Source organism: Sorangium sp. So ce321 (assembly GCF_051530195.1).
Classification (GTDB): domain Bacteria; phylum Myxococcota_A; class Polyangia; order Polyangiales; family Polyangiaceae; genus Sorangium.
Genome location: NZ_CP150329.1, coordinates 13,830,383 through 13,850,841, shown reverse-complemented (window position 1 = coordinate 13,850,841; position 20,459 = coordinate 13,830,383). Strand labels below are relative to the sequence as shown.

Below are 20,459 nucleotides of genomic sequence, written 5' to 3'. Positions count from 1 at the left end.
GCCGGACGCGCGCCCGGCGCGCGGCACGGGGGCGCGCGCCGCGCCCCGTGGATCACCCCTCGACGAGCTTCAGGCCGATGATCCCGGCCAGGATCACCGCGAGGAACAGGAGCCGCAGCGGCGACGCGCTCTCGCCGAGCGCGACGATCCCCGCGAGCGCCACCCCGAGCGCGCCGACGCCGACCCAGGCCGCGTAGGCGGTCCCCACGGGCAGGCTCTTCAGCGAGGTCGACAGCATGAAGAAGCTCAGCGCGGCGGCCGCGACGCTGAGGACGCTGGGCCAGAGCCGCGTGAAGCCCTCGGTGTGCTTCAGCCCGATCGCCCACACGATCTCCAGGAGACCGGCCCCGACGAGGAGCGCCCACGCCATGGCGCGCTCAGGCCGCGTACCCGCCGTCGACGGCGATGGTCGCGCCGGTGATGAAGCGCCCGCCCTCGCCGGCGAGGTGCGCGACCGTGGCGGCGATGTCGTCGACGCTGCCGTAATGGCCGAGCGCGACGAGGCTCCGCTGATCGTCCGCCCCCGCGCCGTGGGCCGGGTTCATGTCCGTGTCGATCGGCCCGGGCTGCACGAGGTTCGCGGTGATGCCGCGCGCCCCGAGGTCGCGCGCGAGGCCCTTCGTGAGGCCCACCAGCGCCGCCTTGCTCGTCGAGTACAGGGTGATGCCCGGCCCCGGCACGCGGTCGGCGAGGCAGCTGCCGATGCTGACGATGCGCCCGCCGGCGCCCATGTGCCGCGCCGCGGCCTGGGAGGCGAGGAAGACGGCCCGCACGTGGATGCTCAGCGTCCGGTCCACGTCCTCGAGCGTCACGGCGTCGAGCGGCCCCAACAGCGCGATGCCGGCGTTGTTGACGAGGATGTCGAGCCGGCCGAGCTCGGCCACCGTCCGCTCGACAGCGCCGACCACAGCCGCCGGGTCCGCGCTGTCCGCCGCGATCGCCAGCCCCCGCCGGCCCGCCGCCTCGACGTCGGCGACCACCGCGCGACCCCGCTCCGGCGCGCTCACGTACGTCAGCGCCACATCCGCCCCGCCCCGCGCCAGCCGCCTGACGATCGCCGCGCCAATCCCGCGGCTGCCACCGGTCACCAGCGCCACCTTGCCTGCAAACTCCGCCATGCCTACCTCTTTTCTGTGCCGATCGATACACAATGTATACTCCTCCGCGTGAGCGGAGGTCAACCGATTTATTTATCGTTCGGCACAGAAAGGTCCTGGTGATGGCCGGACGGGGTCGGCCGCGCAGCTTCGACCGGGCCGCCGCCTTGCGGCGGGCGATGGAGGTGTTCTGGGAGCGGGGTTACGAGGGCACGTCGCTCAGCGATCTGACGGCCGCGATGGGCATCAACTCGCCGAGCCTCTACGCCGCGTTCGGCTGCAAGGAGTCGCTGTTTCGCGAGGCCGTGTCGCTCTACAACGAGGTCGAGGGCGCGGCGGTGGCGCGCGCGATGCGCGAGGAGCCGACGGCGCGCAGGGCGGTCGAGGCGATGCTCCGCGGCAACGCGGAGGCTTACGTGAGCCCGGGCAAGCCGAGCGGCTGCATGATCGTGCTCGCCGCGACGCTCGGCACGCAGGAGAGCGAGGCGGTGCGCAGCCACCTCGCCGAGGTCCGGCGGGGCGCGCTCGTCGAGCTCCAGCGCCGGCTCGAGCGCGGCGTCGTTGAGGGCGATCTGCCGGCGGGCACCGACACCGCGGCGCTCGCCGCCTTCTACACGACCGTGCTCCAGGGCCTCTCGATCCAGGCCCGCGACGGCGCCTCGCGCGAGGCGCTCCTGGCGGTCGTCGACTGCGCCATGGCGGCCTGGGACGCGCTGGCCGGGCCGCGCGCCGCGGTCTGATCGGGCGCGGCCGCGCCAGCGTCGTGGCCTGATCGGGCGCGGCCGCGCCGGCGTCGCGGTCCGATCGGGCGCGGCCACGCCGGCGTCGAGTTGCGTCGAGGGCCGCGGCGGCGATACGTTGACGCCATACCTTGTCTTGAGGCCCGCACGAGGTGCGCTGTCATGGGAAATGAATTCGTCGAGCACCCATCGCATTCGGCCGAGTACTTCGGCGATACGCGCGACGGCTGGTGGAACCGCGACTACGTCGAGCTGCTCGCGCGGAGGTGGGGGCTGAGCCGCGTCCGCGAGGTGCTCGACATCGGGTGCGGCGTCGGCCACTGGGGCCGCGTGCTCGGCGGCGTGCTGCCGCGGGCGGCGCGCGTGACCGGCGTCGACCGCGACCCCGTCTGGGTGGAGAAGGCCACGGAGCGCGCGGCGGCGCGCGGCGAGGGAGAGCGGTTTCGCTATCAGGTAGCGGTCGCCGAGCGGCTACCTTTCGAGGGCGACACGTTCGATCTCGTGACGTGCCAGACGGTGCTGATCCACGCCGAGGATCCGGGCGCGATGCTCTCCGAGATGGTCCGCGTCACCAGGCCAGGCGGCCTCGTGGCTGTGGCCGAGCCGAACAACCTGGCCAGCGCCCTGCTCGGCGCGGCCGTGCTGCAGGCCCCGGTGGACGAGACACTCACCCTCGTCCGCTTCCAGCTCCTGTGCGAGCGGGGCAAAGCAGCGCTGGGGGAAGGGAACAACTCCCTGGGCGAGCTCATCCCCGAGCTCTTCGCCAGACACGGGCTCACCGATATCCAGGTCTACCTCAACGACAAGGCGAACATGATGCTGCCTCCCTATGCTTCCGCGGAGCAGCGCGCGACAGCGGAGGAGCTCTCCGACTTCGTCCGGCGCGACTTCTGGATCTGGAGCCGGCCCGACACGCGCCGCTATTTCCTCGCCGGCGGGGGCGAGGAGCAGGACTTCGAGGCCTGCTGGGCGGCGGCGATGGCGGCGGCCCAGAGGATCGCCGAGGCGATCGCCAGCAAGAGGTACGCGAGCGCCGGCGGCAGCGTCGGCTATGTCGTGTCGGGGACGAAGCCGTCGCCGCCCTCGAGCCGCCACATGGACGCCCGCGTCTACCGGAGTCCCTGATATCGGGTCGGCCGCCTCCACGGAGGCCATGAGCACGGGTCCGGAGATCACGAGAGCTCTTGAAAAGGCTCTCATCCGCCCCCGGCCCACCCCGCTCTACGTGGCCTCGTTCATCGGCCGCATCACGATCTGCACGATGCGCGAGCGGTCGCGCGGCAGCGCGGCGAGCACCACGGCCTCCGCCACGTCCTCGGCCGTGGAGAAGCCCTGCATGCGCTCCGAGCCGGCGGTGCGGCCGTCGCCCAGCGCGAAGTGGGTCTCGACGCCGCCGGGGCAGACGGCGCTCACCTTGATGTTCTCCTGCCAGAACTCGCGGTCGAGCGCCTGCGTCAGGCCGACCTGCGCGAACTTCGACGCACAGTAGATGGCCTCGTTCGCATAGCCCTGGAGGCCGGCGACGCTGGCGACGTTGATGATGTGGCCGCCCCCCTGGCGGCGCATGTGGGGGATGACCTCGCGACAGAAGAGCCAGGTCCCCTTCATGTTCGTCGCCATGATGCGGTCGTAGTCGTCCTCCGACCACTCGAGGAAGGGGCGGTAGCCGCCGACGCCCGCGTTGTTGACGAGGATGTCGATCCGCCCGAGCTCGCGGACCGCCCGCTCGACGCACGCGGCGACCGACGCGGCGCGGGTGACGTCGGCCTCGATCATCAGCCCGCGGCCGCCCGCCGCGCGGAGCTCCCGCTCGAGCGCGTCCAGGTCGGCCGCGGTGCGCGCCACCCCGACCACGACGGCCCCCTCGCGGCTCAGCGCGAGCGCGCTGGCCCTCCCGATCCCCCTGCTCGCCCCGGTGATGAGCGCGATTTTGTCCTTCAGGCGCACGGTCTCCCCTCTCTGCGGCGCGCAGCGTGGAGCGAAGCGCCGCTCCCCCCCGCGCCCGCGGCGGCACCGTATCACGCCCGCGGCGTGCGGGCGCGCAGCCGGTACGCGGCGTCGAGCGGCGCGCCGCCCTGGAGCCAGGCCTGCGCGCGGTCGCCCTCGCTCCCCCGGGTTGGCCCAGACGATCGTCCGGAGCGCACGGAGACGCCGTGAGGCGCCGGCGAGCAGGGCGCGTGCGGCGTCGTCCAGGGAGAGGCTCGCTCGAGCTACCGCCCGCGCCGCCTCGACGCGGCAGACACGCCACTCGGATGTAGATGCATCACATTTGCAATTGACTTTCAGTTGGACCGCTCGCATAAGGTGCGCCGCCGGCGGCGAGGTCCCCGGCGGCATTGACATGCTCACGGCGAAGAAGCTTTCCAAGTCCTACGGGGGTGTCCCCGCGCTCGACGCGCTCGATCTCGAGGTGCCGGCTGGAGAGGTGTTCTGTCTCCTCGGCCCGAACGGAGCGGGCAAGACCACCACGCTGAACCTCTTCCTCGGCTTCACGAGGCCTTCCTCCGGCGCGGCCTACGTGGCCTCCGCCCACGTGGAGCCCGACCCGCTCGGGGCGCGGCGGCGCATCGCCTACGTCCCGGAGCAGGTGCGGCTCTATCCGCACCTCAGCGGCTGCGAGAACCTCGCTTATTTTCTCAGCCTGTCCGAGGCGCGCGTGCCCCCCTCCGCGGAGCTGTCGCGGCTGCTCACCGCGGCCGGGCTGCCCGAGGGCGCCGTGCACCGCGCGGCGGGCGGCTACTCCAAGGGCATGCGGCAGAAGGTCGTCCTCGCCCTCTCCCAGGCGAAGGGCGCCAGCGCCCTGCTCCTCGACGAGCCGACATCGGGCCTCGATCCGGGCGCCGTCCGCGAGCTCTGCGCCGCGATCCGGCGCGAGAGCGACCGCGGCGCCGCCGCGCTGATGGTGACCCACGACCTCGGCGCCGTCGCCAGCATCGCGCACCGGATCGGCGTCATGAAGGCCGGCCGGCTTGTCGAGGTCGCGAGCGCCGCCGGGATGTCCGAGGCCGACATCCTCTCTCTGTACCGCCGCCACTTCGACCCGCCCGGCGACGCGACTCCCCAGCTCCCGTCGCGCCACGGCGCGCCCCCCGGACACGCGCCCGAGGCCCTGTCATGACCCCGCGCGCGCGCACCTCCCGGCTCGCGACGGCGCTCGCCGCGCTCCTCTCGGCCCGCGCCGCCGCGGCGGCGCCCGCAGACGCCGCCGCGCCGCCCGCCCCCGACAGCCCCGCCGGCGCGCCGCCGGCCCCGCCCGCGGCCCCCCCGGCGAGCGCCGCGAGCGACGCCCCGACGCGCGCCGCCGCGGCAGAGGAAGGCACCGCCGCGCCCCCGCCGTCGGGCGCCCCGGGGGCCGCGGCGCCGGACGCCGCTGCCATGCTCGGCGAGGAGGTCGTCGTCATCGGCCAGCGGATCGGGCCGCTCGACAGCGCCGATGTCGTGACCTCGGTCGACGTCCTCGGCGGCGAGGAGCTCCAGAATCAGAGCACCGCCGAGCCGCTCGAGCTGCTCCGGCGCGTGCCCGCGGTCTACGTCGAGTCCTTCAACCAGGGCATCATCAACGCCGACGTGGGGCTCCGCGGCTTCAACACGCAGGGAGACGTCGCCCACACGAAGCTCCTCATCGACGGCATCCCCAGCAACCACCACGTCGGGCTCCCCGACATGAAGGCCGTGTTTCCGCTCGAGATCGAGCGGATCGAGGTCGTCAAGGGCACGAACGATCCGCGCTACGGGCTCAACAACGTCGCCGGCAACATCCACGTCGTCACCCGCAAGACCGGCAACGAGCGCATCGCCCGGCTCCTCGCCGGGAGCTTCTGGACCGTGGAGCCCCAGGTGCTCGTCGCGAACGAGAGCGGCGCGCTGAGCCAGACCTACTTCGCGGGCTACCGCGGCTCGGACAACTACCGCGATCACGCGCGCACCGACAAGGTCGCCGGCTCGGCCAAGTGGTTCTACGAGCCGTCCAGGCAGCTCAGGCTCGGGCTCATCCTGCGGGGCATGCTCCTCGACGCGGACGCCCCCGGCTACCTGTCCGCAGAGGACGCGCGCGCGCGCCCCGCAGCCTCACCCGCCCATTCGGCGACCGACGGCGGCCAGCAGGCGACCCTCCACGCGAGCGCGCACCTGGATCACGAGCTCACCGAGGGCCTCTCCTGGCAGCTGAAGGCCTATGGCCAGGCGTTCCTGCGGGACCGCTGGGTGAAGTTCGACCCGGACCTCGACCAGCAGCTCCGGATCGAGGACGACCGGCAATACGGCGCGATCTCGGTGCTCACCTACCGGGCCCGCGAGCCCCGGGCGCTCGACCTCACCGTCGAGTGGGGCGTCGACTACCAGCTTCAGGACAGCAGATACCAGCGCATCGCCACGGTGGACCGCGCGCGGCGGGGCGCCGCCTTCCGCGATGAGGACTTCGACCTCCACGCCATCGGCTCTTACCTGCAGGCGAGCGCGCGCCCGCTCGAGCCGCTCAAGCTCGTGGCCGCGCTGCGGGCCGACCGCCTCGCCGGCTCGGGCAGCTTCCTCGAGCAGCCCGAGGGCGAGGCGCCCCGCAGGGTCGATCACGGCCTCAACGACTACGGCTTCATCTGGCAGCCCAAGGCGAGCGTCATGGTGACGCCGGCGAAGGGGCAGAGCGTGTATGCAAACTACGGTCGCTCGTTCCAGATCGGCACGGGCAAGGGCGCTTACGCCACCCAGGACACGCCGCTCGAGCCATCGATCAACGACGGCTGGGAGGTAGGCTACCGGTCGAGCGTCTTCCCCTGGCTCAAGGGCCACGTCGCGTACTGGGAGCAGCGCGCGAGCGGCGAGGTGCGGGACAAGGGGGACGGCTCCGGCGACGCCGAGAACGTCGGCGCGACGCTGCGCCGCGGCTTCGACGTCGAGCTCGCGCTGCGCCCGTTCGACTTCCTCTCCGTGTGGGGCGCGTTCAGCCGCGCCATCTCCGAGCAGGTCGAGCCGGGCCCGGCGCTCGCCGCGAACAAGGGCAAGGAGCTCGACCACGTCCCGAGCTTCAGCGCCAAGGCCGGGATCGACGTTCACCCCGTGCAAGAGCTGCTCGTCTCGCTCTTTTGCTACGCGCAGGGCGATTACTACCTGAACAAGGAGAATCACACGAATGAGCACGGCTCGCGGAAGGTCGGCGACTACGTCGTCATCAACGCGAGCGCGGCCTACGACGTCTCCGAGTCGCTCGCGCTCGGCGTCGAGGTGCACAACCTGCTCGATCAGTCGTACGACACGTCCATCTGGTACAAGGACTTCGGCGCCGCCGGGGCCCAGCACAACCCGGGCGACGCTCGCTCGGCGTACGTGACTGGCACCCTGAGCTTCTGAGGCGCCGCGGTCCGGCGAGACCCACAGGGAGTCAGCGCATGAGAGCCCTCTCCACAGCGGCGCGGCACGAGGCCATCCGCGCGCTGCGCAACCGCACCGTCCGCATCGCCGCCGCGCTCGTCGCGGCGCTCCTCGTCGCCGCCTTCCTGCTCGAGGCGGCGCGGCACACCGGAGAGGCCCGCCAGCGCGCGGCCTTCCAGGAGCTGGTCCACCGCCAGTGGGTCGAGCAGCCCGATCGCCACCCGCACCGCGCCGCCCATTACGGGTCCTTCGCCTTCCGCGACCCGAGCCCCCTCGGCTTCTTCGATCCCGGCCTCGAGTCCTTCGCCGGCACCTCGATCTTCCTCGAGCCGCACCAGCGCAACACGCTGAGCTTCAGCGAGGCCGCGCAGTCGAGCGAGCTCGCGCGCTTCGGCACGCCGAGCGCCGCCTTCGTCCTCCAGGTGCTGCTCCCCCTGCTCATCTTCTGCATGACGTTCGCCAGCGTCGCCGGAGAGCGCGAGTCGGGGACATGGCGCCTCGCCGTCTCCCAGGGCGTCGACGCGCGCGTCCTCATCGCCGGGAAGGTCCTCGGGACGCTGCTCGCCGTCGCGCTGTGGCTCGCGCCGCTCCTCGCGCTCGCGCTCGCGGGCGCCCTGCTCACGGGCGTGCTCGACGGCTCCAGGGACACGCTCCTCCGCGCGGCCGCGCTCGCGGGCGGCTACGCAGTCTACCTGGCCGCCTGCACGGCGCTCGGCGTGCTCGTCTCGTCGTTCCACCGCCGCGCGCAGGGCGCCCTCCTGACGCTGCTCGGCCTGTGGGTCGCGCTCTGGATCGTCGTGCCGCGGCTCGCCACCCAGGCCGCGAGCCGCCTCCACCCCACGCCGTCACGGGCGCAGGTCGAGCTCGACCTCGCGCACGCGATGCGCGAGGTGGGAGACAGCCACGACCCCAACAACCCCCATTTCCAGGAGCTCCGGCGCCGCACCCTGGCCGAGCACGGCGCGTCGCACGTCGAGGACCTCCCGGTCAACTACGGCGGCGTCGTGATGCGCGAGGGGGAGAAGGTCACCACGGCGGTGTTCAACGACTACTACACGCGCCTGTTCGAGGCGCACCGCGCCCAGGACGGGCTCGCGCTCCGCGCCGGCCTGTTCACGCCGCTGCTCGCGATCCGGTCGTTCTCGATGGGGCTCGCCGGCACCGACGCCCACCACCTCGTCGACTTCGAGGAGCAGGCGGAGGCGCACCGCTATGCCTTCATCCAGCACCTGAACCAGCTGCACATCACGAAGATCCGCTGGCAGAACGACAAGGCGCAGCGGGTCGACCGGGCGGAGTGGCGCGAGTTCGCCCCCTTCGAGCACAGGCGGCCTCCCGCCGCGTGGGCGCTGTCCCGCGTGGCGCCCGCGGGCCTCGCGGTGCTCGCCTGGGCGGCGGCGCTCTCGCTCGGCGTCGCGCTCTTCACCCGCCGCCACGGGGAGGCGTCATGAGCTCATTCCTCGTACGTTTCCTCGCACGTGCGCGCCTGGAGCTCCGCCAGATGCTCCGCGCGCGGATGGTCCTCGTCGTCGCATCGCTCCTCCTCGTCGCCGGCGTCGCCGCCATCGTGGACGGCGCGGCCCGCGTCGCCCACGAGCGCGAGGTCATCGCGGCGCTCGAGCCAGCGCTCAGGGAGGAGGAGAGCTATCTCCGCAAGACGCACGCGCCGGAGGACGATCTCGGCCTCGTCCTCTACTACCTCGCGATGCCGGTCGCGCACGAGCCGAACGAGTGGACGGCGCTCTCGACCGGGCTGCGCGACGTCCACCCGTACAGCCGGCACCTGCGCTTCATCGGCCTCGTGCCCCAGCTCTATCAGACCGACATCGCCAACCCGCTCAAGCAGCTCTCCGGCAGCTTCGATTACGGGTTTGTCCTCATCTTCCTCGTCCCGCTCTTCATCATCGGCGTGAGCTACGATGTCCGCTCGCGCGACGACGACCTCGGCACCGAGCCGCTCGTCTGCTCCCAGCCGACGCGCCTGTCCCGCGTGCTCGCCCTCCGGCTCGCGCTGCGCGCCGCGCTGGTCTCCGCCGTCGCGCTCGCGCTGCTCGCCTTTGCCGTCGTCTGGCTCGGCCTCCCGCTCGACGCGCGCGCCGGCGCCTTCGCGCTCGCGTCGCTCGCGTACATCGCGCTCTGGTTCGTCGTCGTGTTCCTCGTGGCCTCGCTGCGCCGCTCGTCCGCGTGGAACGCCATCTCGCTCGTGGGCGCGTGGATCGCGTGGTGCGTCCTCCTGCCCGCGCTCATCAACCTCGCGATCATCACGGCCTCTCCCGCCCGCGGCGGCGTCGAGCTCACGCTCGCGCAGCGGCAGGAGATGAACGCCGGCTGGGACCGGCCGAAGCGCGCCACCCTCGATCCGTTCTTCGCGCGGCGGCCCGAGTGGGCCTCCACGCCGGTGCCGGACGACCGCTTCTCCTGGCCCTGGTACTACGCCATGCACGAGATGGGCGACGCGCACGTCGCCCGGCAGGTCGAGGACTACCACGCTGCGCTCGCGCGCCGGGAGCAGTGGACCGCGCGGGCCGCCCTCGTCCTGCCGCCGCTCGCGCTGGAGCTCGTGCTCGACCGGATGGCAGGCACGGACATGGCCACGGAGCTCGCCTTCAGGGACAGCATCGCCGCCTACCACGAGCAGCTCAAGCGGTACTTCTACCCGCTCGTCTTCAACTACAAGGGCCTCGCCGCGTTCGACATCGACGCCGTCCCGCGCCACCGCTTCCGCGGCGCCCCGCGGCCCTTGCACCTCTCCGGACTCGCGGGGCTGCTCGGCGTCCTCGCGCTGCTCGGCGCCATGCTCCCGCTGGCCGTCCGTCGCCTCGACGCGACGCCGTGGCTGGAAGAGGCGAGCACCTCCGGGCAATGGATCTTCCCGGCCGGCCGCCGGCCAGGAGCCGTCGAACGACCATTACACGCTGCTGACCCGCGACGGGAAAGCGGGGGAGACGTGAGCCATGGATAGCCGAACGCCGCGGATCGAGGACATTCACGGTCTGGCGCTGGACACTCGCGAGGTCGCCGCGCTCGCCGAGCCGATCAGACGATTCTATCTCTCCCTGCCGCCCATGCTCTCCGCCGAGGAGATCGAGCAGGTCAACCGGGGCACCAAGGTCCTGGGAGGCGATTACGTCTACCGCGGGCTCGCGTTCGCTGTCCCGCGCGGCGTCCTCGTGCCGGGCGGGACGAGCGAGGTGATCTTCGATGCCCTCCACGACGGGCTCGTCGAGGCGCAGGGCGCCTCGGTCGTGGTGATGGGGTGCGGGGCGGGCGTCGAGCCCGTCCTCGCGCGGCAGCGCGGCGCCCGCGAGATCTACGCGATGGACATCCATGAAGCGAGCGTCGCGTCGAGCCTCGCGAGCTTCGAGCGGCACACAGGCCCGCGCGATCCCGGAATGCACCACTTCCTGGTCTCGGATCTCTTCTCCGCGCTGCCGCCCGGGAGGCGCGCCGACCTGATCGTCTTCAACCCGCCCGCCAACCCGCTGCGATCCGGCGATCCCGACCTCACGCGGGTGAACTTCTCGGGCTCCGCGATCATGGTGCGCTTCTTCGATGAGATCGCCTCTCGAGAGCTGCTCGCGCCGGGGGGCAGGGTCATCACCGTGCTCTCGAACGCCAGCAACCTCCAGGGCATCACGGCGCACGCGCTGCGCCGGGGCTTCAAGCCCGAGCTCCTGAGGCGGAAGACCTGGCCCACTCCCTACGACAAGATCCTGACACACCTCCTCTCCTTCACGCTGTGACGAGAGTTCGACCGATGGCCCAGCACCGCACGCAGCCCCGCCAGGAGGCCTTGAGCTTCGGATCGTACTGGAAGCTCGCGCTCCCCCTGACCCTCGCCGGCCTGTCGGGGCCCATCATGAACGCCACCGACACCGCCGTCATGGGGCACTTCGGCGACGCGGCCACGATGGGGGGAGTCGCCATCGGCAGCCAGATCTTCAACACCCTTTACTGGCTCCTCGGCTTCTTCCGGACCAGCACGAGCGGCTTCGCAGCCCAGGCGCGCGGCGCCGGGGACCGCCAGGAGGCCGCGTTGCAGCTGTTCCGCCCGCTGGTCTTCGCCGGCCTGGTCGGCTGCGTCTTTCTGCTGCTCCAGGGCGCCCTCGGGGCCGCCGGCCTCGATCTGATGGGGGCCCACGGGCAGGTCGAGTCGCACGCGGCGGCCTACTTCGAGGCGCGTATCTGGGGGGCTCCCGCGGTGCTGATGGGCTACGTGGTCGCGGGCTGGCTCATCGGCATGGCCGAGGTGCGCTGGGCGATGCTGCTCTATGTCGGGATGGACCTGCTCAACCTCGTCCTCACCGTCTCCTTCGTCACGGCGCTCGACCTCGGGGTGAGCGGCGTCGCCTGGGCCACCGTGCTGGCCGAGGTGACGAAGGTCCTCGTCGGCTTCCTGGTGATCTGGCGCAAGGGCCACCTGCGCGGCGTCCATCTCCGGTGGCAGCATCTCGTCGATCGCCACGCCATTACCCGCATGTGGCGCGTGAACAGCGACGTCCTCGTGCGCACGACCTGCTTGCTCGGCGTCTTCGGCTGGATCACCCGCCAGAGCGCGCTCCTCGGCCCCGAGGTCCTGGCCGTCAACGCGATCCTCATGCACATGCAGCTCGTCATCTCCAGCGCGCTGGGCGGGCTCGGGAACACCGCCGGCATGCTCGCCGGCCAGGCGATAGGGGCCCAGTCCCGGGAGCGCTTCCACGACACGATCCGGCTCTCGTTCTGGACGGCCTCGCTGTCCGCGCTGGCCATCAGCCTCGCGTGCGCCGCCGCGCAGCCGGCCATCCTCGGGCTGTTCACGCCGCTTCCGTCGATCGCGCAGATGACGGGCCGTTACTTCGTCTGGATGGTGCTGTTCCCGGTCGCCATCTTCTGGAGCATGATCCTCGAGTGCGTCTTCACGGGCGCGACCCGGGCCGGCCCCGTCCGCAACTCGCTGCTCGCCGCCACCCTGGTCTTCTTCGTCACCTGGCCTGTCTTCTCGACGCGCTGGGGCAACCACGGGCTCTGGATGGCCTTCCTCCTGTTCAGCCTGACGCGCTCTGTCTATCTCCACCTGGCGCTCCCGAGGCTCCTGCCGGTGGCGTTCCCGGCGCGCTCTCGAGAGCCCGTCACCGCCTGACGGCCCCTCCGGGCCGCGCTCCGCTCCACGCCACGTCCAGTTCCAGCTCCAGGAGAGTGCTCGATGTGTTCGATCGCTGGCATCTTCAACAAGAAGCGGCCCATCGGCGCCGCGCAGCACGACGAGATGGCGTCGCTCCTCGAAGCGATGCACCACCGCGGGCCGGACGCGCGGGGCGCCGTGCAATGCGCGAGCTGGGCGCTCCTCGGCAGCAACCGGCTGCGCATCACCGACGCCGGGAACCCCGGCGCGGACATGCCCCTCACCTCGGCCGATCAGCGCCTCACCATCGTCTTCAACGGCGAGATCTACAACCACCGCGACCTGCGCGCGCGGCTGTCGCGGTTCCCGTTCAGGACCGCCTCGGACACCGAGGTCATCCTCGCGGCATACGAGGCCTGGGGGCTCGGCTGCGTGGAGCAGCTCGAGGGCATGTTCGCTTTCGCCCTGTTCGACCGCGCGACGCAGACGGGGCTCATCGCCTGCGACCCTACCGGGCAGAAGACCGTTTACCTGTGGGAGGACGACGACGCCCTGGTCTTCGCCTCGGAGATCGACCCGCTGATCAAGGACCCCTACCGCAGGAAGGACTGGGACCTCGACGGCCTCGCGGAGTTCACCGCGCACCGCTTCATCCTGGGCAGCGCCACGCACGTCCGGCAGATCCGCAAGCTCGAGTCCGGCACCTGGCTGACCAGGACGCCCGAGCGGCAGGAGACGGGGCGCTATTACCGGATCCCGCGCGGCGACCTGACGAGGACCGACGTCCCCGCGATTCAGCAGGAGATCAGGAATGCCGTCGTCGACGGCTGCCGCAGGACGTTCGACCTCGAGGTCCCCTACGGCCTCCTGCTGAGCGGCGGCATCGACTCCACGGCCGTCCTCGCCGCGGCGCGCCGCGCTGGCCTGCCGATGAAGACGTTCTCCATCGGCTTTCAGCCGACGGGTCAGCTCCTCCCGAAGAGCACCAGCGTCTTCGACGAGTTCGCCTATTCGAGAGCGCTGGCCCGGGAGCACGCCACACAGCACACCGAGATCACCCTGTCGGACACCGAGTACTGCACTTACCTCGACCGGTGGATCGAGACCGCCGGCGAGCCGCTGGGGTCCCAGGAGGCGCCCTGCCTGATCCGGCTGTTCGAGGAGGCCGGGCGAGAGACGCGCGTCATCTTCTCCGGGAGCGGTCCTGACGAGATCTTCGACGGCTACTCCTACGGCCGGGCGATGGCGGACGTGCCCCTCCCCGAGCTCGCCGAGCGCTACTACGCCACCTTTCACTGGTCCGGGAAGACCGACCTCGGGCAGCTCATGCCTCACCACGACGCCGCGCGCCTGACGGCCAACAAGTACCGCCAGATCCTCTCGCTGTACGCCGACTGGCCGCTCGACAGCCTGCAAGCCGTGCAGCTCCTGCACTTCCACGGCCGGCTCGCCGTCTACGAGTTCCGGCAGATGGACCTCATCAGCATGCGCCACAGCGTCGAGGCCCGCTCGCCCCTCGCGAGCACCGAGCTCGTCCGCGCCGCCTTCGATTTCCAGAGCAAGCTGAAGCAGCTCGACGGCTCCGAGAAGGGAATCTACAAGCAGGCCCTCGCCGATCTCGTCCCCCCGGCGATCGCCTCGCGCAAGAAGCAGGGGTTCCCCATCCCCGCGGAGATGTGGTTCTCGAGGCCGTTCGCGGAGAGGGCTGCCATCCTCTTCGACCAGGGCTGCGTGCTGAGCAGCGCCGGGCTCGTCGACCCGAGGTACCTGAGGAGGCTCTGGGAGGATCCGGACCCGGCCACGCGCAACCTGTTCTCCCGCCTGTACACGGCCGAGGGCATCCTCCGGCGACAGGCCCCGTATCTGGCGCCCTCGCTGGCCACCTGATCCCACGCGCACCGGGACGGGAAATGACAGCCCAGCCGCAACGCTCGCCCCTGTTAAATGCAATCCATTTGCAATTGACATTTCGTTGTTCATGACGCATAAGTGGCCTGCCAGCGCCGGCGAGCCCGGCATGCTCGCGGCGCAGCAGCCTCCGGAGCCGCGCGGAGGAGCCCGCGCGCGCGGCGCGCCTGGCCTCGAGATCAGACGGCACGCCCGGCGAGCTCGCGCCTGATCTCCCGTCATGCCCGGCGCGCCCTCGGCGCCGCGGCTTCGCGCCCCTGCTGCCTGTCGATCGCGGCGCCGTGGTTCGAAGGGGCACGTTGCTCAGGAAGGGAGTCCTCATGGAGTTGATGGTCGAGCCGATCGCGAGCCCTCTCCCCGAACCACCGCCATGCAGCGCGGCGCGGGCGCGCCTCTTGTCGGAGGGATACGCCGTGATCCCGGGCGTCCTCGGGCAGGACGAGGTGGGCCGCTACAACGCGCTCGCGCGTGGGCTCCTCGCGCCGCAGCAGTCCAGAGAGTACCAGGAGAAGCACGTCGCCATCGGCAGCCTGCTCGATATCCTGCGGGAGCCGGGGTTCGTCGACCTCATCGGACACTCGCGTGCCCTCGCGGCCCTCCGCGGCCTCGGGTTCGACGAGCCGCGCTACTTGCACGGCATCGTCTTCAACAAGCTGCCGAGGACGCCGCGGACCTTCTGGCACCAGGACTGCACGGTCTGGAGCGATCCGGTCGCTTACGAGCCGGAGCCGCGCGAGCTGATCCTCATCTATTATCTCGTGGACACGACACCCCACAACGGCTGCCTCCGCGTCATCCCGGGCAGCCACCTCAGGCGCCACCGGCTCCATGAGCCCCTGCGCGGCGCCTGCATTCCCGATCTGGAGAGCATGCGGGATCCGAGCTCGCCCGCCTTCCAGAGCTACCCCGACGAGGTCTCGATCCAGGTCAACGCCGGCGACCTCGTCGTCGTCGACGTGCGCCTCCTGCACGCGACGCACGCCAATGACAGCGACGCGGAGCGCACCGCGCTGAGCCTCTGGTACATCCCGGACTGCGGCGAGCTCCCCGAGCGCGTCCGCGCCCGGCTCACGCTGAAGGCGGGGCTCGACGAGCGGCTCCCGTACGTGCCGGCGAGCTGGCCCGAGGGCGCCGCGGCGCGGCTCCGCGCCCTCCTGCCGGCGGCGTACGAGGGGAGCGCCGCTCCCCTGCCCTGGCACACCGATCCTGACGAACGGCTCTGCTGAGCTGGAGAGCAACATGAACACGGTCACCGACTCTTCGCTTTCGACACGCATTCACCGCATCTACAACGAGCTCGCGAGCATGGGCTCCCTCGAGCCGAGCCAGCGGGTGAACCACCTGTTCAGCGAGCTCGTGAGCATCTCCATGTCCCGCTCGCGCGGAGAGGCCGACGAGGTGCTCGGAGATCCCGTCGTCAGCGCGATCCGGGAGGGCCTCTGGCGCGTCTGCTCGCGCGGCGAGTACGAGCTGGAGCGCCACTGGGCGCGGCGCATCGCCGCCGCGGACGACCCGGCGGCCGAGCTCCGGAGCTTTCCGTACGCCGTGAACTACGAGAAGCTGACCCGGCTCGAGCTCTCCAGCCTGCGAGGCGCGCGCGACGAGCTGCCGCGGCGCGTGCTGTTCATCGGCTCCGGTCCGCTTCCCTTCACCTCGATCCTGCTCGCCGAGCGCCTCGGCTTCCCGGTCAGCAACATCGACGTCGACGAGCAGGCGTGCGCTGACGCCCGCGCGCTCACCCGTCGGCTCGGGCTCTCGGACAAGCTCAGGTTCACCTGCGCCGACGCCCTGGCCTGCTCCGACCTCTCGGAGTTCGACTGCGTGTTCCTGGCCGCGCTCGTCGGCATGAACCGGCGCGAGAAGAGCCGCCTGCTCCACCACCTCCACGGGGTGATGCGCCCGGGCGCGCTGCTCCTCGTCCGCAGCTCGCAGCGGCTGCGCACGCTGCTTTACCCGGAGGTCGACATCCATGGCATGGCGCCGTTCGAGCCGCTCCTGGAGATCCATCCGCACGACGAGGTGATCAACTCGGTCATCGTCGCGGAGCGGCCGGAGCACGACCGGATCGCCGGCTGAAGCGACGACATGCTAAGGTCCCGGCCTGTCAGGACCCGGCCGAGGAACCCATCATGACCACGCCCCTGCTCCCCTCGAAGCTGCCGTCGACCGGCGTCAGCATCTTCACGGTGATGACGCGCCTCGCGAACGAGCACGGCGCCATCAACCTGTCGCAGGGCTTCCCGGATTTCGACTGCGCGCCGGAGCTGGTCGAGACCGTGGCCCGCCACATGCGCGCCGGCCACAACCAGTATGCCCCTATGCAGGGCGTGCTGGCCCTGCGCGAGGCGCTCTCCGCGAAGATCGAGCGGCTCTACGGCCGCCGCTACGACCCGGCGACCGAGATCACGATCACCTCGGGGGCGACCGAGGGCATCTTCAGCACGATCAGCGCGTTCGTCCGGCCCGGGGACGAGGTGATCCTGTTCCAGCCTTGTTACGACTCGTACGCGCCGGCCGTGCAGCTGAACGGCGGCACGCCGGTGTTCGTCACGCTCCGCTTCCCGGAGTACCGCGTCGACTGGGACGAGGTGCGGCGCGCGCTCACGCCGCGTACCCGGCTCTTGCTCATCAACTCGCCGCACAACCCGACCGGAACGATGCTGTCGGCCGACGACATGCGCGAGCTCGCGCGAGTGGTGGAAGGGACCGATGCCCTCGTGGTCGGCGACGAGGTGTACGAGCACATCCTCTTCGACGGGCGCCGGCACGAGAGCCTCGCGCGGTATCCGGAGCTGGCCGACCGCTCCGTGGTCATCAGCTCGTTCGGGAAGACGTACCACACGACCGGCTGGAAGGTCGGCTATTGCGCGGCGCCTCAGCCGCTCTCGGCCGAGATCCAGCGGGTGCACCAGTTCGTGACGTTCGCGGTGAACGCGGCCATCCAGCTCGCGTACGCCGAGGTCGTGGCGCGCGATCCGCTCGCCGCTGAGCTCGCCCCTTTCTACCAGGCGAAGCGCGACCAGTTCTTGAAGCTCATCGAGGGCTCGCGGTTCCGCCCGCTGCCGTGCGAGGGCACGTATTTCCAGCTCGTCGATTACTCCGAGATCACGACCGAGCGAGACGCCGATTTCGCGCTGCGCCTCATCCGCGAGCACGGCGTCGCCTCGATCCCGATCTCTCCGTTCCTCTCCGGCGTGGAGCCCGGGCCCGTCCTGCGGTTCTGCTTCGCCAAGCGGGACGAGACGCTCGAGCGCGCGGCGGAGCGGCTGCGCCGGGTCTGAGAGGGGCGGCGCTCGGCGGGCGCGCCGAGGACCTTCCTCAGCGCAGCACCCGGCCGGCCACCGCGGAGAGCCGCTCGACGAGCGCGGGATCGCGCGCCTCCGGGGCGGTGATGATCGCGCTGTCCAGCGCCGTCTGGCAGCCGTGGCGGCAGGGACCCTGGTGGCTGCCGAGGAGCGGCACCACGTTCCTCACCAGCGCGCGCGCCCTGTCCGCGTTGCGCTGCAGCACGGAGACCACCTGGTCAACGCTGACGGCGTCGTGGTCCGGGTGCCAGCAATCGAAGTCCGTCACCATGGCCACGGTCGCGTAACAGAGCTCCGCCTCCCGGGCGAGCTTGGCCTCGGGCATGTTCGTCATGCCGATGACGTCGCAGCCCCAGCTCCGGTACAGCTCGCTCTCGGCGAGCGACGAGAACTGCGGCCCCTCCATCACGAGGTACTTGCCGCCGCGCCGCACGCTGATGTCGAGCCCCTCGCAGGCGGCCATCACCGCGTCGCCGAGCCGCGGACACACCGGCCTCGCCATGGACACGTGCGCCACCACGCCCGTGGAGAAGAAGCTCTTGTGACGCGCGAACGTGCGATCGATGAACTGGTCCACCACCACGAAGGTGCCCGGCGGCAGGTCCTCGCGCAGGCTGCCCACCGCGGACAGCGAGAGGACATCGGTGACGCCGCTGCGCTTGAGCGCGTCGATGTTCGCCCGGAAGTTGATCTCCGACGGCGGGATGCGATGGCCGCGGCCGTGCCGCGGCAGGAACACGACGCGGTGCCCGTGGAGCGTGCCGAAGCACAGCTCGTCCGAGGGGTCGCCGAAGGGCGAGGACACCTTGCGCCAGGTGACGTCGCTCAGGCCGTCGATCTGGTACAGGCCGCTGCCGCCGAGGACGCCGAGCACGGGAGTGGGGGTTCGCGACATGGTGGAGCTCCGGAAGTTGTCGTGGCTCGAGACGCGGTGAGGGGAGAGAATTCGAACCACAGAGGCACAGAGGGCACAGAGGAAAGAAGAAGAGAAGATGCTGCGCGCTGTGCTCTCTGTGGTTCAATCTCCGGGGCCATCCATCCGCTCTGTGCGTGGGATACTGGAAGGATCGAGCCCTTCAAAGCTGGTGAACACGGGGTGGCCGTGACCAGGGGCGATGGGCACCTCGCCCCGATCGAGGCACGCGGTGCGCAGCCCGGCGTCGCGGGCGGCGCAGAGCTCTGCCACGCTGTCCGACAGGAAGAGGATGTCCGCGGGCAGGAGCTCGAGCGCCCGGGCGATGAGGGCGTACGACCGAGGCTCCACCTTCGGGCCGGTCGTTGTGTCGAAGTAGCCGGAGAACAGCGGTGTCAGGTCGCCGTGGGCCGAGTGGCCGAACAGCAGCTTCTGCGCGGCGACCGAGCCGGACGAGTAGATGTACAGGCGGAGCCCGCGCGCATGCCAGGCCCGCAGGGCCGCCGCCGCATCCGCGTGGACGTGACCTGTGAGCTCGCCCCGCGCGTAGCCCTCGGCCCAGAGGAGCCCCTGCAGCGCCTTGAGCGGCGTGACCTTGCGGTCCTCGTCGATCCAGCGCCGCAAGAGCGCCACGGTGCCCTCGTCGCCCGGCGCCACGTCGCCGGCGAGCGCCCGCGCCTCGTCGAGGTGCCGGCGCACCGCCGGGTCGTCCCGGCGCGACGCCACGAAGGCCGGGAGGCGCTGCCGGGCGAAGGGGAAGAGGACCTCCTTCACGAAGGCGACCGAGCTCGTCGTCCCCTCGATGTCCGTGACGACCGCGCGCACCGCGCTCACGGCGCGTACCTGGGGAATCGGTCCGCGATGTCGCTCCCCGTGAAGTTACCCACCCAGCCGTCCGGACGCTCGAAGAAGCGGATCGCCGCGAACAGGGGCCGAGGTCCCATGTCGAACCAGTGCCGCATCTCGGCGGGCACGCTGATGAGATCGCCGCGCGTACACACGATCTGGAGCACCCGCCGCGCGGCGTGCAGGTAGAAACAGCCGCTGCCCTCCACCAGGATGCGGGACTCGTCCTCGGTGTGCGTGTGCTCGGCCAGGAACTTCTTCCGCGCCTGCTCCGCGTTCGGCGCATCTGGCCTCATGCGCACCACGTCCACGATCTCGTAGCCGTGCGCCGCGCGCTCGGCCTCCACCACGTGGCGGTAGGCGGCGAGCACCTCCTCCTGACCGGCGCCGTCCGGCAGCGCGATGGAGGCATCGACCCGCTCGAAGCGAACGCCAATGGCGCCGAGCTCGCGGCGGATGTCGTCGAGCTCGGTGTAGACCCCCGACGGCTGTTCCGGGTGGTCCTCAGGATAAATGGTCAGGTCACTCATCGACAGAGCCTCATCTTCTCGAGCTCGCAGGTGAGCAGGTGTTCCAGCGCCACCGTGTGGCGGCGCGCCTCGCGCACGGATCGGCCCCAGGCATAGAGCCCGTGACCCGCGATGAGGTAGCCCACCGCATCCGGGCGGCGGGCCAGCTCCGCCGACACGCGCTCGGCGAGCCGCGGCACGTCCTGGTCGTTGGGAAAGACGGGGATCACGACCGTCGCCTCGTGGGTGCGCGTGTCGCCCAGCGCCTTGAGTAGCTCGAAGCCGCGGAGCGCGATCGCCCCCTCCGCCTCGCGCAGCGACGACAGGAGCGCGCTGACGACGGAGTGGGTGTGCAGCACGGCCTCCACCCCGGGGCGCTCGCGGTAAAGATGGAGGTGCAGCGGCGTCTCCGCCGAGGAGCCCGGCGGCGGCGGCGCATGAATATCCGCCACCTGGATATCGGCCTCCGTCAGCTCGCCCTTGTCCACGCCGGAGCGCGTGACAGCCACCCTACGCGCGTCGAGCCGGCGCGAGAAGTTGCCGCTCGTGGCCGGCACGAAGCTGCGCAGGCTCAGGAACCGACCCGCCTCCACGAGCTCCCGCGCTGCCTCGGCCAGGGAGGCCGCGATGGGAGAAGCTGCCGACATGCTCACCTGTCCTCTCCTCGGCCGCC

At 71.2% G+C, this 20,459-nt stretch carries 19 protein-coding genes; 12 read left to right on the top strand and 7 right to left on the bottom strand.

From position 1 onward, the window contains the following. Positions 1-52 precede the first annotated feature (52 nt). Both sugE and WME89_RS51425 read right to left on the bottom strand, forming a co-directional pair. A complete protein-coding gene (gene sugE, locus WME89_RS51430; RefSeq protein WP_438006818.1) occupies positions 53-370 on the bottom strand; it encodes a quaternary ammonium compound efflux SMR transporter SugE in 318 nt (105 codons plus the stop codon). 7 nt (positions 371-377) lie between these two features. Continuing rightward, positions 378-1,118 (bottom strand): 3-oxoacyl-ACP reductase family protein, encoded by a 741-nt coding sequence (locus tag WME89_RS51425; RefSeq protein ID WP_438006817.1) that lies wholly within the window; start codon positions 1,116-1,118, stop codon positions 378-380. A 101-nt stretch (positions 1,119-1,219) separates the two neighbouring features. Here WME89_RS51425 and WME89_RS51420 point away from each other — a divergent pair, with 101 nt between their 5' ends. After that, complete coding sequence (locus tag WME89_RS51420) at positions 1,220-1,837, top strand: TetR/AcrR family transcriptional regulator (protein WP_438006816.1); 618 nt, start codon at positions 1,220-1,222, stop codon at positions 1,835-1,837. Between the two features lie 162 nt (positions 1,838-1,999). Beyond that, the gene (locus WME89_RS51415; protein WP_438006815.1) at positions 2,000-2,962 is read left to right on the top strand and encodes a class I SAM-dependent methyltransferase; all 963 of its coding nucleotides are present in this window, start codon (positions 2,000-2,002) and stop codon (positions 2,960-2,962) included. A 96-nt stretch (positions 2,963-3,058) separates the two neighbouring features. Here the strand turns inward: WME89_RS51415 and WME89_RS51410 are convergent, their stop codons facing one another. Next, positions 3,059-3,784 carry an SDR family oxidoreductase gene (locus tag WME89_RS51410; RefSeq protein WP_438006814.1) on the bottom strand — a complete coding sequence of 242 codons (726 nt, stop codon included), beginning with the start codon at positions 3,782-3,784 and terminating at the stop codon, positions 3,059-3,061. A gap of 394 nt (positions 3,785-4,178) precedes the next feature. Here WME89_RS51410 and WME89_RS51405 point away from each other — a divergent pair, with 394 nt between their 5' ends. From WME89_RS51405 to WME89_RS51360, 10 genes are all read left to right on the top strand, one after another. Then, positions 4,179-4,955 (top strand): ABC transporter ATP-binding protein, encoded by a 777-nt coding sequence (locus tag WME89_RS51405; RefSeq protein WP_438006813.1) that lies wholly within the window; start codon positions 4,179-4,181, stop codon positions 4,953-4,955. After that, positions 4,952-7,180 (top strand): TonB-dependent receptor, encoded by a 2,229-nt coding sequence (locus WME89_RS51400; protein WP_438006812.1) that lies wholly within the window; start codon positions 4,952-4,954, stop codon positions 7,178-7,180. Before WME89_RS51405 ends, WME89_RS51400 begins: the two co-directional genes overlap by 4 nt. A 38-nt stretch (positions 7,181-7,218) precedes the next feature. Further along, positions 7,219-8,652: a DUF3526 domain-containing protein gene (locus tag WME89_RS51395; protein ID WP_438006811.1), complete on the top strand. Its 1,434-nt coding sequence runs from the start codon at positions 7,219-7,221 to the stop codon at positions 8,650-8,652. Then, positions 8,649-10,163, top strand: coding sequence for a DUF3526 domain-containing protein (locus WME89_RS51390; RefSeq protein ID WP_438006810.1), 1,515 nt, complete (start codon positions 8,649-8,651; stop codon positions 10,161-10,163). The genes WME89_RS51395 and WME89_RS51390 overlap by 4 nt, the downstream gene beginning before the upstream one ends. Then, the gene (locus WME89_RS51385; RefSeq protein WP_438006809.1) at positions 10,156-10,944 is read left to right on the top strand and encodes a methyltransferase; all 789 of its coding nucleotides are present in this window, start codon (positions 10,156-10,158) and stop codon (positions 10,942-10,944) included. Before WME89_RS51390 ends, WME89_RS51385 begins: the two co-directional genes overlap by 8 nt. A 50-nt stretch (positions 10,945-10,994) precedes the next feature. Next, on the top strand, positions 10,995-12,323 hold the full coding sequence (locus WME89_RS51380) for an MATE family efflux transporter (protein ID WP_438006808.1): 1,329 nt from the start codon (positions 10,995-10,997) through the stop codon (positions 12,321-12,323). 63 nt (positions 12,324-12,386) lie between these two features. Beyond that, entirely contained in the window at positions 12,387-14,192 is a 1,806-nt protein-coding gene (gene asnB, locus WME89_RS51375) for an asparagine synthase (glutamine-hydrolyzing) (RefSeq protein WP_438006807.1), read from the top strand. 434 nt (positions 14,193-14,626) lie between these two features. Then, positions 14,627-15,439, top strand: a complete 813-nt coding sequence (locus tag WME89_RS51370; RefSeq protein WP_438006806.1) for a phytanoyl-CoA dioxygenase family protein — start codon at positions 14,627-14,629, stop codon at positions 15,437-15,439. Positions 15,440-15,452: 13 nt separating this feature from the next. Continuing rightward, entirely contained in the window at positions 15,453-16,289 is an 837-nt protein-coding gene (locus WME89_RS51365) for a nicotianamine synthase family protein (protein ID WP_438006805.1), read from the top strand. Between the two features lie 53 nt (positions 16,290-16,342). Beyond that, positions 16,343-17,494 (top strand): methionine aminotransferase, encoded by a 1,152-nt coding sequence (locus WME89_RS51360; protein WP_438006804.1) that lies wholly within the window; start codon positions 16,343-16,345, stop codon positions 17,492-17,494. Positions 17,495-17,531: 37 nt separating this feature from the next. On the opposite strand, the gene WME89_RS51355 is transcribed toward WME89_RS51360, so the two are convergent. The 4 genes from WME89_RS51355 to WME89_RS51340 all read right to left on the bottom strand — a co-directional run bounded on the left by WME89_RS51355 (position 17,532) and on the right by WME89_RS51340 (position 20,433). Continuing rightward, positions 17,532-18,413, bottom strand: coding sequence for an S-methyl-5'-thioadenosine phosphorylase (locus WME89_RS51355; RefSeq protein WP_438006803.1), 882 nt, complete (start codon positions 18,411-18,413; stop codon positions 17,532-17,534). A 123-nt stretch (positions 18,414-18,536) separates the two neighbouring features. Next, positions 18,537-19,265 (bottom strand): acireductone synthase, encoded by a 729-nt coding sequence (gene mtnC / locus WME89_RS51350; protein WP_438006802.1) that lies wholly within the window; start codon positions 19,263-19,265, stop codon positions 18,537-18,539. After that, a complete protein-coding gene (locus WME89_RS51345) occupies positions 19,262-19,807 on the bottom strand; it encodes a 1,2-dihydroxy-3-keto-5-methylthiopentene dioxygenase (RefSeq protein ID WP_438006801.1) in 546 nt (181 codons plus the stop codon). The genes mtnC and WME89_RS51345 overlap by 4 nt, the downstream gene beginning before the upstream one ends. Continuing rightward, a complete protein-coding gene (locus tag WME89_RS51340; RefSeq protein ID WP_438006800.1) occupies positions 19,804-20,433 on the bottom strand; it encodes a methylthioribulose 1-phosphate dehydratase in 630 nt (209 codons plus the stop codon). The genes WME89_RS51345 and WME89_RS51340 overlap by 4 nt, the downstream gene beginning before the upstream one ends. Positions 20,434-20,459 lie beyond the last annotated feature (26 nt).